The sequence below is a fragment of the Halomonas sp. M20 genome, assembly GCF_020622265.1.
Taxonomy (GTDB): Bacteria; Pseudomonadota; Gammaproteobacteria; order Pseudomonadales; family Halomonadaceae; genus Modicisalibacter.
In genome coordinates, this window is sequence record NZ_JACNMQ010000003.1 from 518,825 (window position 1) to 530,351 (window position 11,527).

Genomic DNA, 11,527 nt, shown 5'->3' on the forward strand with positions numbered 1-11,527 from the left:
GCGACTAAGAAACGCTAGCGTCGTTCACGGCAACAATACGGTAGAGCCAGTGGTCTTGCGCTCCGCCAATGCCGCCTGGGCTTCCCCGGCTTTCTCAAGCGGATAGCGCTGGGCAACGTCGATCTTGATCTTGTCGCTTTCCAGCATCTCGAACAGCTCACCGGCCATTTGCTCCAAGCGCTTGTGAGTATCGGCATAGCCTCCAAGACTCGGCCGCGTGAGATAAAGCGAGCCCTTCTGGTTGAGAATGCTGACATCCACGCCTTCGACGGCCCCTGAGGCATTGCCGAAACTGACCATCAGGCCGCGTTTTTGCAGGCAGTCCAGGGAGGTTTCCCAGGTATCCTTGCCCACGGAGTCGTAGACCACCGGCACCATGTCGCCATTGGTCAATTCACGCACCCGCTCGACCACGTTTTCCTGGGTGTAGTCGATGGTCGCCCAGGCGCCGTTCTTCTTGGCCAGTTCGGCCTTCTCTTCGGAGCCCACGGTGCCGATCAGCTTGACGCCGAGCGCCTTGGCCCATTGGCAGGCAATCGATCCCACACCCCCGGCGGCGGCGTGAAACAGGATGGTGTCACCCTTTTGTACGCGATAGGTCTGGCGCAGCAGATACTGCACCGTCAACCCTTTGAGCATGCACCCTGCCGCCGTCTCGAAGGCAACATCGTCGGGTAGCTTAACCACCTTTTCCACCGGCAGTGTATGCACTTCGGAATAGGCACCCAGCGGCCCCAAGGCGTAAGCGACCCGATCCCCCTCCTTGAACTCGGTGACGCCCTCGCCCACGGCTTCCACCACGCCGGCGCCTTCGGTACCAAGACCCGACGGCATTGTCGGCGCCGGATACAAACCGGTGCGGAAGTAGATGTCGATGAAGTTCAACCCCACCGCATGATTCTTGATCCGCACTTCGCCTTCCTTGGGATCCTCTGGTTCAAAGTCCACGAATTCGAGCACGTCAGGACCACCGGTCTGAGAAAACTGGATACGTTTTGGCATCGTGAACACTCCTTTTTCAACTGGGAAGGATTCGATCTCGTACATTCGATCTTGCACAAGGGTCGCAGGAATAGGCTGCGCTGTCATTCATACGCAAACGATGCGCGCACCTCATGAATCCTCTTTATCGGGACTCGGGTAGACGAGGTCACCGTTTTCGTTGGCCTGGGCCGTCTCGGTCATCGTCGCGGGCTGGATACGATCGGCGTTCATCAGGTGATAGACCTGCTCGCCGCGGTGAAGCAAATGATCGGCGATGATACGTCGGTGGCAACGCCACCATACCGCTTCCGCGCACATAATCGCGCACGTCTGGCGGTGACCGAGTTCGATCAACGCAGTAAGCCCCTCGCGAAACGTTTCCGACAAGGCATAGTCCGCATAGTTATGAAAGCTGCGGTTGTGCCAGTAGCCATTGACCTCATCCTCGACGGTTTTCGACCGGTTACGCAGGCCGGCCAGCTCAGCGCTGTGCGAGTAACCGATACCCAGTGGCGCAAGGGAGTCGGATAGTTCATCATGATTGAATTGGGGGTTGGTACGCGAGCGCGGCATGGCCCTGACATCGACGACATGCTCGACTTCGGCCACGCCGAGCAACGCGACGAACTCATCTAGCGTGCGAGTCGAGTGACCTACCGTATAAAAGGCATGTTTCACCACAGTAATCCCTTATATTATCTGTGCCGAGTATGCTTCCAGCCTTGGAAGCATTTGAGTTTAGTCTTGCAAGTCGTACCAAGGAATCAATGGTGACCGCAAACGTATCGTGCAATTATCGATGACGAGTTGACAACACCCAACAAGGAACGCTCATGTCGCTGGAAATTTGGATCTCCTTCGCTCTAGCCTCGGTGCTTATCCTCGTCTCGCCAGGGCCTGCCGTGGCGCTGCTGATTGCAACCGGTATCAATCGTGGCCGTAAAGCCGCATTGGCTCTGCTGCCAGGCTTTTTCCTGGGCGATCTGGTCGCCATGACGCTTTCCTTTGCCGGCGTCGGTGCGCTACTGATGGCATCCGCCGAATGGTTCAGCATTTTCAAATGGCTAGGGGCCGCCTATCTGATTTATCTTGGCGTCAAGATGTGGCGTGAAGCCGGCCAGCTGGGTGATCTGAAGCCAGCGGGGGTCAATATCCGACTAGGCACCGCCAAGGCCTTTCTGATCACCGTGCTCAATCCCAAAAGCATACTGTTCTTCATGGCGTTCATGCCGCAGTTCGTGGCAGCGGATCAGCCACTTTTCCCCCAACTTGCGATCCTCTTCTCGACATTCCTGGTTCTCGGTGTTCTGACAGACCTGTCCTATACCCTGCTTTCTACCAGTGGCGGCAGGTTTCTGACGGCACGCCTGCGGCGCGTACTGCACCGCAGCGGCGCAGGTTGCCTGATAGGCGCAGGAGCATTGGTTGCCGCGATGCGTCGGCCCTGAAGCCCACGATCATGAAAATCGTAGAGCAGCATCGAGGAACGATCTGCAAGGGAAACAATAACCTGTGACGGCAGTACACCATACTTATGGTACTGGACGAGCTGTTCTCGCTGTAATCATTGCCGTTATGGCCTTATCTCTAGGCGACGCGATCATCAAGGCAACCAGTCTGTCATTGCCGCTCTGGGAGATGTATATCCTTCGCTCAGCTCTCGCCATGCTAGTCCTGGGGTGGCTAACATGGCGCAATGGCTTCACTCCGTTTGGATCGCTGTTCTGGGTCATCATCCGTAGCGCTCTGCTAGTCCTCATGTGGATGAGTTACTACGTATCTCTACCGCTTATGCCTCTCTCATTGGCGGCTGCGGTCTATTACACCTCTCCCATCTTGATAACGATCATCGCCGCGATTCTTGCCCGGCGATGGCCACGGCCTCGCACTCTATTCGCCATTGCGCTCGGGTTTGGCGGCGTTGTTCTCGTGCTCCGACCCGATACATCCGGGTTTCAGATCGCCACCCTGCTGCCTCTCCTTGCAGCATTTTTATACGCCTGCGCGATGGTTCTTACTTCAGTCAAGTGTCGTAGCGACGATCCGTTTGCGCTCGCCCTCGCACTGAATATCGCATTCATCGTCGGTGGGGTATTTCTCGGCATGTTCTCGGGGCAAGAAGGATCGTTCATCCTCGGACCTTGGCAAGACCTCGATGTAAAACTGATTGGTATTGTGGCGATTCTCGCCGTGGCTATCCTGGTTGGTAGTGTCGGCGCGGCCATTGCCTATCAGAATGGCCCACCCGCGGCCATAGCCGCGTTCGATTACAGCTATCTGGTGTTCAGCTTGATTTGGGGAGGTATATTCTTCAGCGAGTTGCCGGACATACCAGCCTTGCTTGGAATAGCTATCATCGTAGGGGCTGGACTCCTTGCGCTACCACACCGCAAGCATTGATCGGAATAATAGATATAGCCCCTTTTCTTTAAGCATGCTTCTACACGGTACAGAAGGCGCATGGTCAGGCTGGAATCATCGAGCCTGGACCTAAAAATGCTCGTCTAATGAACTGTTACCCATCATACCAATAGAGGTGGAACGTCATTTATGCGACGGCTAGACGTCTTTTCTATTCACAACACTTCCGGAAAAGACTCGAGACCGCGAACGAAGCGCTCTTTGTAGCCATCGAATATGGCCTTGTCCTGCTTGAAGGCTTGAATCACCGCCCGCTGATCGAAGTGCATGGTGCGTGGAATGTCGTCCAGCTTGGTGGCAGCGTGCCTGGAACTTACGCCGATGCGGGTGCCATCCGGGCCATCGAACCAGCGTTTGATACCGCACTCTCGGAACATCTTTTCCTGATCGGCATTCATCGCGTTGACTCGCAGCGGCGCCTTGAGGGCCAGCTCACCAATCAAGCGTTCCGCAGGCTGGGCCACGGTGTCACTGTCCAGGCCGGTGAGCAGCACCACTTCCATGCTTTCACCCAACTCATCGAGTACCAGCAGCGCCAATGCAATCGGTCGCGATTCATTGTCGATCAGCGCCAGCACCCGGGCTGCTTCCTGGGTGACCAGCACACTCAAGGTGCCGGCGAAGATAGCCAGTGGCGCAATACCCGCGTCATGACCGTAAACCTCGGCGCACAGCCGCGCGAGACAGGCGTCGCGCTGGGTTTCATCCTTTACGTGCACCACTTTCATCGACATTGCTCCAAAAAATTATCGCTCTGCCCGCAAGCGGAACCGGTAGACAGGCAAAAGCTCGCAGATTAGCAGGCTTTCCCGTGTCGTACCAAGACTGCGCCTGGGTGAGTCGGACCACGTTCATGTATCAATAAAGCATATCGTTTGGCGCTGCTATCGCATTGGTGATTTTTGTCATCAAACTGCGCTAGCCTAGCGTAGGCAGCTAGACAGCCAAGGCCGTAAGGTGCATTGATCACCTCCTCCATCACTCCGAGAGCATCATTCATGAGCAACGCCCCCGTGCCGCTCGCCGAGACTAAATCGACTCCAGTGCTGACGACGACCATGGCCCATCGCGGGCTTTCCGCCAGGGCGCCGGAGAATACCCTGTCCGCGGTTAGGGCCGCCCATGCCAAGGGAGCGCGCTGGATCGAACTCGACGTTCAACTGCTGGGGGATGGCACGCCGGTCATCTGGCACGACAGCGGCGTCCGGCGCTGCTCGAATGGTTGGGGCAAACTGCGAGACATGGACATTGCTCGCGCCAAACGGCTCGACGTGGGCAGCTGGTTCGATAGATCCTTCGCGGGTGAGCGCATGGCGACTCTGGATGAGATGCTAGCCCTTGTCGACGTGTTGAATCTAAGCCTCAATCTCGAGATCAAGGTCAACCCAGGCCGCGATGCCCGTGCACTCGTCGATGCGGTGCTGCCTCGGCTGATGGAGGCATTGCCAGCCCAGCGGTTGATCCTCTCGTCGTTCAGCGAGGTGGCACTGGAAACCCTGCGAGCACGAGAACCCGATCCCGAGAAACTGCATTTGGCCGTTCTGCACAAGAAGCCGCCGCGTAACTGGGCTGAAACTGCAATGCGACTGAGCGCCTATAGCCTGCACGTCGATTGGCGTCGCCTGGATGCCAGAACAGCGCTGGCCATGGCTTCAAGCTCCTATAAACTCTTGTGCTACACCGTCAACGATCCACAAGTGTTTGCGCGACTACGCGAATGGGGTGTAGACAGCGCTATCAGCGACGATCCTGGACGTCTAGTGCCTTTTTGAGCGCCTCTTTTTTTGAACATCTCTTGGTAACTCGGTGCGTCTCAGCGATTGACTTGGACTATTACGCCAATCAGAATTCCCGATCGTTGAGATCCAGGTGCCCGGGAAGTGGATGAAAGCTCCACACTGCCCCCGCAACGGTGATCGCGCATATCGATGGCAAGGCTTTAGAGCATCATTCAAGCCGGCCACTGTCCGAAGGGATGGGAAGGTGTCATCGATCGGCGGAATATTTGGGTTCCGCCCCGCGTCAGTCCGGAGACCGGCCTGAATCTCTGCACTGGCTGATGCGGAGGGCTTCGCCAGTGGCGGCTTTTATTGGGCTTGCCGGCGTATTGCGTTCGTCACCAGCGGCACTTCCTGTGAGTCGTCACAATTTGTCCTTCTCATTGCGTATCGAAGCAACACACAATTTACGCGCGTGAGGAACACAATCATCATGTTGTACAAGAAGAACACCCTGTGGCTGGCGATCGCGGCCCTGACCGCAGGAACAGCCCATGCCCAGCAAGGCCTGAATCTGGACGATATCCAGGTCACCGCCAACCGACTACCCCAATCCCAGACGGACGTGCTGGCCAGCACCACCATCATCGAGCGAGAGGAAATCGAGCGTCTGCAGGCGGAGTCGGTCATCGATCTGTTGCAGGCCCGGGCCGGGGTCGAAATCACCCAGAACGGACCGCCGGGCACCATCAGTAGCCTCTTCCTGCGCGGCAGCAACTCCAATCACAGCGTCGTGCTGGTGGATGGCGTACGCCTCAATTCCGCGGTGGATGGCGGCACCAGCCTCGAGTTTCTCGACCCGTCCGCCATCGAGCGTATCGAGATCGTGCGTGGGCCTCGGGCCACGACCTATGGCGCGGACGCCATTGGCGGCGTGATTCAGATCTTTACTCGCCAAGGCAGCCAGGAAGGCACCCAGGCCGCTTTGACAGCTCGTGTTGGCGGCAACGACAGCCAGCGCCAGAATCTCTGGGTCGGCACGGGCGGCGACGATACTCGGCTCAACGCCACTCTGTTCAATCGTGAAACCGACGGCTTCAATGCCCACACAGGCGATGACAGCAATGAGCGCGACGGCTACACCGGGCGCGGCGGCCAACTCTCTCTATCCCATCGTTTCGATGAGCGGGTCAGTGCCCGGGTCAGCGCTCTGCGTCAGGACTTCAAGGCGGATTACGACAACTGTTTTCGTAGCGGCGACTTTCTCGCGCCCCCCTCTAGCGACTGCACGAGCGAAGGCTATCAGCAGAGCATCGGCGGCCGAGTGGATATCGCATTGCAGCCGAATTGGGATATCGGCATTACCGCCGGTCATTTCGACGAGGTGCGCCGGGAGTATTATCGCAACGAACGCCAGTCCCGCACCGCCACCAAGCGCGATGAGGTGGGTCTGCAGAATCTGTTCTATCAGGCTAATGGCGTCACCACGCTCGGGGTCGATTACCGGCATGAAAGCGTCGACTTCTCGAACCGAGCGAATCAGAACTATGAAAAGGACAGCCGCGAGAATGTCGGCCTCTATGGCCTGGTGGAGCGTGAATACGGCGCCCATCAGCTCTCCGGCTCGCTGCGCTATGACGACGATTCCCTGTTCGACGACGAGACCACCGGCAGCCTGGGTTACGGCTATCGTCTGAGCCCCAATCAGCGCCTGGGCGCCAGCTATGCCACCGCCTACAAGGCGCCAAGCCTGAGCGATCTGTATGGCACGTTTGATCCCAACCCGGATCTGGAGGCGGAAACCGCGAAGAACGTCGAGGCCTTCTGGGAATATCGCCGGGATAATTTCGATACGCGAATCACAGCATTCGAGAATCGCATCGATGACCTGATCGTCTATACCGGGGGATTTCTCGACGGCAGCTATCGCAACGTGGACGAGGCCCGTATTCGCGGCGTGGAACTCTCCGGCGGCTGGGAAGGTAAGCGGCTGGCCACGCGCCTGGCGCTGACTTTTCAGGACCCGGAAGTGCGCCAGTGGTCCGATCCTTTCGCCGGCATCGAGGAAGGCGATCGTCTGCTCAATCGGGCCGAGCGGTTTGCCCGACTGGACGTCGATTACGCCCTGCTCGATCAGGTTCAAGTGGGGTCGACGCTACGCGCCTACAGCGAACGCACTTCCTACGGCGGCGCCGAGGTAGGCGGCTTCGGGCTGCTCGATCTGCGCACATCCTGGCAGGTCACGCCGAAAGTCGAACTCTCCGCCAAGGTCGAGAACGTCCTCGACAAGCAGTATCAGCTCGTCGATGGCTACAACACCCGGGATCGCTACGTGGAAGGAGGCGTTACCGTACGCTACTGAGCGGCCTCTTGTCTTTATCGCCCCGAAACCCTTGAACTGGTGCCAACCATCCAGCCCGGTTGGCACCATCCCGTCTCTGCTTTTCCTGTCGAGTAACTGCTAATCTTTGTAGAACATTGTGTGGTCTTTTGTCGCAGAGATCACCGCGATGCCGATAATAACGATTGTTGCCCGACAAAAAGGAACATAACAATGAGCAAGACCCCCTCAGGACCTCACGATGAAAAGACCCGGGGCATTCACGAACTCTATGCTGAAGATCCTCTAGCCGCGGACAAGGAACTCTGGGATCGGGAAACCGACCCGCTCAGCCGACGCGGCTTTCTCAAACGCAGCAGCCTGCTGGCCATGGCCGCCGCAGTGGGAGCTTCCATCCCATTTGCCGACAAGATGCCCAGCGGGCTGATCCCGGCGGCGCTGGCCCAAAGCGATGAGCCTTTCAGCATCGAAGGCAAGGAAGGACTGACCGTACTCAACGACCGCCCCGTCAATGCGGAAACACCGCCCCATCTGCTCGATGATGACGTGACACCGGCCAAGTACATGTTCGTGCGCAACAACGGCTTGCCCCCGGAGCAATCGGGTATCGATGTCGACAGTTGGACGCTGGAGATTGCCGGCGAATCCTGTCAGAACCCCAAGAGCTTCACCATCGCCGAACTCAAGAAGCAGTTCGATCAGCACACCTATCAATTGACGGTGGAGTGTGGCGGCAATGGCCGTGCGGAATTCAACCCTTCTGCCAGCGGCAACCAATGGACCACCGGTGCCGTGGCCTGCCCCTCCTATACCGGGGTGCGCGTGAAGGATGTGCTCGAAGCCTGCGGCATCAAGAATGATGCGGTGTACATCGGCTATTATGGCGCCGACACTCATATCAGCGGCGATCCGAAGAAAGAACCCATCTCCCGGGGCGTACCTATGGAAAAAGCCTTGGAGGATGAGTCCCTGATCGCCTGGGCAATGAATGATGAAGACATTCCCTACCAGAACGGTTATCCGCTACGCCTAGTCTGCGGTGGCTGGCCTGGCTCGGTGTCCGGTAAATGGCTCAACAAGATCGTCATCCGTAATCAGAAACATGATGGCGCAAAGATGGCCCCGCCCTCCTACAGTGTGCCCAAGCACCCGGTGGCGCCAGGTACGGATGTACCGCTCGACGAGTTCGTGACCATCCATGCCATGCCGGTGAAGTCTCTGATCACCTTTCCCAAGTCCGGCATCACTCATTCAGATCCCGGCCCTCTCGAGGTGCGCGGCCATGCCTGGGCGGGAGATCTATCGGTCAAGGAGGTAGAGGTTTCCACGGATTTCGGCGTCACTTGGCAAAAAGCCGAACTCAAGGAGGCGCCCAACCGGCTGGCCTGGCAGCGTTTCACCACCGAGGTCACCTTTCCCGAGCCGGGCTATTACGAAGTCTGGGCCAAGGCCGTAGATAGCGAAGGCAATGCCCAGCCCATGGTCGTGCCCGGCTGGAACCCCAAGGGCTATCTCAACAACGCCTGCCACCGTATAGCGGTCCAGGTCGCCTGAGAGGGTATCAACAAAATGTCTGCACTCGGCAATACATCGTTGAAATTGTCCTCGTACGCGAGCCCGGCCAAAATGCTCATTTACGCCATGTAAACTGCGCTTTTTTTGACCAATTTCGCCTTGTCTTGTCTTCGTTCGCCTGTTTTGTAAACACCCTCTGAGGAGACGCTCATGAACGCAAAAAACACGATTGGCGTCGCGCTGGTGATAGCCGCCTTCTTGCCTCTTTCAGGGCAAGCCCAGGAAACCGATCCAGACAGCGGTTTCGTTATTGATGAGGGTTGGCAGGTAGTCAACGCCAACTGCACCGCCTGTCATTCAGCCAAGCTGGTGACCCAAAACAGCGGTTCACGAAATCGCTGGGAATATCTCATTCGCTGGATGCAGAAGACTCAAGGCCTGTGGCAATTCCAGCCGGAAATGGAAAGCACCATCCTGGACTATCTGGCCAAGCACTACGGCCCCAAGGAGGATGCCCGACGCCCACCCCTAGCTCGCGAGCTGTTGCCAGATAACCCCTACAAGCAAACCAGCGACGCGTCAGGTTAAACATCTGATCGCAACAGCCTTGGTACTTGCCCCCTAGGATTGAATCCCATCCAATCGTAGGGGGTTTTTCATACTCGCGTTGAACCACCGCTCTATAGCGATTTACCAACGGCTAACGTAGCGTATGCACGAAGCAACAAGCTCCGGGATGACCAGCATGAATCGACGCGATTTCTTGAAAGCCGCGAGCGTAATGAGCGGCGCGTTTCTGCCTCTTTCGTCCGTATTTGCTATCACCGACGGGCCAACCAAATCGATTGGTCCTGAAAAGTCCTTCGATTACGCCTGGCTCAAGGGGCTGGCAAGACATTTGTCTCAGCAGGACCCCTCGACTTCTGAAGATATCTTGCCGGAACAGCTACAGGACATGAGCTGGGAGGACTACCAGGCCATCAGCTTCAAGTCGGACCATGCCCTATGGGCCGACAATGAACAGTCGAACCTGCGTGCCCAGCTCTTTCATCTCGGGCTGTATTTCAAAAAGCCGGTGCGCATCTACGACATCGTCGAAGGTCAAGCTCAAGAAATCGCCTACGACCCGACGATGTTCGATTACGGCAAATCCGATATCGAGGGGGACGCACTACCCGAGAACCTTGGTTTCGCCGGCTTTCGCATCCATCACAAAAGCGACTGGACGCGTGATGTAGCCTCCTTTCTGGGCGCCAGTTATTTCCGGGCCGTCAGCAAATCGATGCAGTACGGCATGTCCGCCCGGGGGCTGGCCATCGATTCGGGCATGATGAAGCCCGAAGAGTTCCCGAACTTTACCCGCTTCTGGCTCGAACGGCCCGACGACGGACAGGACATGGTCACCGTTTATGCCCTGCTGGAATCTCCCAGCGTCACCGGTGCCTATCGCTTTGTCATTACTGCCGGCAACGGCGTCGTCATGGATGTGGACGCCGCTCTCTACCCCCGAAAGAGTATCGAGCGCCTGGGTATAGCGCCTTTGACCAGCATGTATATGGTGGGCGAGAACGATCGACAGGCCGGCTGGGACTGGCGCCCGGAAATTCACGACTCCGATGGCCTTTCCATGCACACAGGCAAGGATGAGTGGCTGTGGCGTCCTCTTGCCAATCCACCCAGACTGCGCTTCAACGCCTATCAGGATAAAAACCCCAAGGGCTTCGGCCTGATTCAACGCGACCGCAATTTCGATCACTATCAGGATGACGGTGTTTTCTACGATCAACGCCCGAGCGTATGGATCGAGCCCAAGAGTGATTGGGGGGCTGGAGCAATCCAGCTGGTGGAGATTCCTACCCTGGATGAAACCTTCGACAACATCGTGGCGTTCTGGAACCCTGAAAAGCCAGTCGAGCCGGGTAGCGAATTGCTCTATGGCTATCGGATCTATTGGCGTGAGCGCCCTCCCGCAGAAACCCAGCTGGCTCGCTGCGTGGCTACCCGTACTGGCATCGGCGGCGTGGTCGGTCAAGTTCGCGAATATTTCAGCTGGCGTTTCGTCATCGACTTCAAGGGAGGCCCATTTCCCTTCAATGCGGACCAGGAGGTCGAGGTCGTGCCAAATATCAAGAATTCAGCCGGTCGGATCGAGATTACCTCGGCGCGTCCCTTGCACGCGATCCAGGGCTACCGGGCCATGTTCGATGTAGTCCCACCGGACGAGGGCACCGATCATATCAACCTGAGCCTCTATCTCACGTTGAAAGGCGACGACAAACCCTTGACCGAGACCTGGATGTACCAGTGGACGCCGCCACCGGGCGATGAGAGGGAACTACGCAATCCCGGACACCTTTAATACCTTCTCTTTCAATTTTTCGTGAGTTGCAGATCGACGATACCGCCTTATACTGTATTTAAATGGCTATGTTGGCATCTGCTGTTGGTCGAGGCCGATCGCCGCCCGAAGCCACGCCTCCTCAGTTGACTTTGCAGTTTCAAACAACCGCCGCCATGCCAAGTAATTCGGTAAATACGCTGTCCCCAC

10 protein-coding genes, 1 pseudogene and 1 riboswitch are annotated in these 11,527 nt (G+C 57.3%); of the genes and pseudogenes, 7 read left to right on the forward strand and 4 right to left on the reverse strand.

The genetic code is table 11. The features are described from left to right. Nucleotides 1-24: 24 nt before the first annotated feature. Both H7850_RS11275 and H7850_RS11280 read right to left on the reverse strand, forming a co-directional pair. Nucleotides 25-1,002: an NADPH:quinone reductase gene (locus H7850_RS11275; protein WP_227369625.1), complete on the reverse strand. Its 978-nt coding sequence runs from the start codon at nucleotides 1,000-1,002 to the stop codon at nucleotides 25-27. A 111-nt stretch (nucleotides 1,003-1,113) separates the two neighbouring features. Further along, a complete protein-coding gene (locus H7850_RS11280) occupies nucleotides 1,114-1,662 on the reverse strand; it encodes a DUF488 family protein (RefSeq protein ID WP_227369626.1) in 549 nt (182 codons plus the stop codon). Between the two features lie 155 nt (nucleotides 1,663-1,817). Here H7850_RS11280 and H7850_RS11285 point away from each other — a divergent pair, with 155 nt between their 5' ends. Together H7850_RS11285 and H7850_RS18250 are read left to right on the forward strand one after the other, a co-directional pair. Then, nucleotides 1,818-2,432, forward strand: coding sequence for a LysE family translocator (locus H7850_RS11285; RefSeq protein ID WP_227369627.1), 615 nt, complete (start codon nucleotides 1,818-1,820; stop codon nucleotides 2,430-2,432). A 64-nt stretch (nucleotides 2,433-2,496) separates the two neighbouring features. Further along, nucleotides 2,497-3,384, forward strand: a complete 888-nt coding sequence (locus H7850_RS18250) for a DMT family transporter (protein ID WP_227369628.1) — start codon at nucleotides 2,497-2,499, stop codon at nucleotides 3,382-3,384. 176 nt (nucleotides 3,385-3,560) lie between these two features. Here H7850_RS18250 and H7850_RS11295 read toward each other — a convergent pair whose 3' ends face one another. After that, the gene (locus H7850_RS11295; RefSeq protein ID WP_227369629.1) at nucleotides 3,561-4,133 is read right to left on the reverse strand and encodes a hypothetical protein; all 573 of its coding nucleotides are present in this window, start codon (nucleotides 4,131-4,133) and stop codon (nucleotides 3,561-3,563) included. A 270-nt stretch (nucleotides 4,134-4,403) separates the two neighbouring features. On the opposite strand from H7850_RS11295, the gene H7850_RS11300 reads away from it, so the two are divergent. The 5 genes from H7850_RS11300 to H7850_RS11320 all read left to right on the forward strand — a co-directional run bounded on the left by H7850_RS11300 (nucleotide 4,404) and on the right by H7850_RS11320 (nucleotide 11,338). Next, a complete protein-coding gene (locus tag H7850_RS11300; protein ID WP_227369630.1) occupies nucleotides 4,404-5,177 on the forward strand; it encodes a glycerophosphodiester phosphodiesterase family protein in 774 nt (257 codons plus the stop codon). Between the two features lie 78 nt (nucleotides 5,178-5,255). Next, nucleotides 5,256-5,463, forward strand: a riboswitch (cobalamin riboswitch). Nucleotides 5,464-5,616: 153 nt separating this feature from the next. Then, entirely contained in the window at nucleotides 5,617-7,485 is a 1,869-nt protein-coding gene (locus H7850_RS11305; RefSeq protein ID WP_227369631.1) for a TonB-dependent receptor domain-containing protein, read from the forward strand. Nucleotides 7,486-7,677: 192 nt separating this feature from the next. Further along, a complete protein-coding gene (locus H7850_RS11310) occupies nucleotides 7,678-9,018 on the forward strand; it encodes a sulfite oxidase (RefSeq protein WP_227369632.1) in 1,341 nt (446 codons plus the stop codon). Between the two features lie 171 nt (nucleotides 9,019-9,189). Continuing rightward, nucleotides 9,190-9,567 (forward strand): hypothetical protein, encoded by a 378-nt coding sequence (locus tag H7850_RS11315; RefSeq protein ID WP_227369633.1) that lies wholly within the window; start codon nucleotides 9,190-9,192, stop codon nucleotides 9,565-9,567. A gap of 157 nt (nucleotides 9,568-9,724) precedes the next feature. Then, nucleotides 9,725-11,338, forward strand: a complete 1,614-nt coding sequence (locus H7850_RS11320) for a glucan biosynthesis protein (protein WP_227369634.1) — start codon at nucleotides 9,725-9,727, stop codon at nucleotides 11,336-11,338. Nucleotides 11,339-11,404: 66 nt separating this feature from the next. Here H7850_RS11320 and H7850_RS11325 read toward each other — a convergent pair. Then, a pseudogene (locus H7850_RS11325) lies at nucleotides 11,405-11,527 on the reverse strand (IS1595 family transposase); the annotation flags it as partial.

Bases quoted from the DNA above. Each gene is read 5' to 3' on its own strand.
- H7850_RS11285 (WP_227369627.1), top strand. From the start codon at position 1,818: ATGTCGCTGGAAATTTGGATCTCCTTCGCTCTAGCCTCGGTGCTTATC.
- H7850_RS11305 (WP_227369631.1), top strand. From the start codon at position 5,617: ATGTTGTACAAGAAGAACACCCTGTGGCTGGCGATCGCGGCCCTGACC.
- H7850_RS11275 (WP_227369625.1), bottom strand. From the start codon at position 1,002: ATGCCAAAACGTATCCAGTTTTCTCAGACCGGTGGTCCTGACGTGCTC.
- H7850_RS11315 (WP_227369633.1), top strand. From the start codon at position 9,190: ATGAACGCAAAAAACACGATTGGCGTCGCGCTGGTGATAGCCGCCTTC.
- H7850_RS11300 (WP_227369630.1), top strand. From the start codon at position 4,404: ATGAGCAACGCCCCCGTGCCGCTCGCCGAGACTAAATCGACTCCAGTG.
- H7850_RS11295 (WP_227369629.1), bottom strand. From the start codon at position 4,133: ATGAAAGTGGTGCACGTAAAGGATGAAACCCAGCGCGACGCCTGTCTC.
- H7850_RS11310 (WP_227369632.1), top strand. From the start codon at position 7,678: ATGAGCAAGACCCCCTCAGGACCTCACGATGAAAAGACCCGGGGCATT.
- H7850_RS11320 (WP_227369634.1), top strand. From the start codon at position 9,725: ATGAATCGACGCGATTTCTTGAAAGCCGCGAGCGTAATGAGCGGCGCG.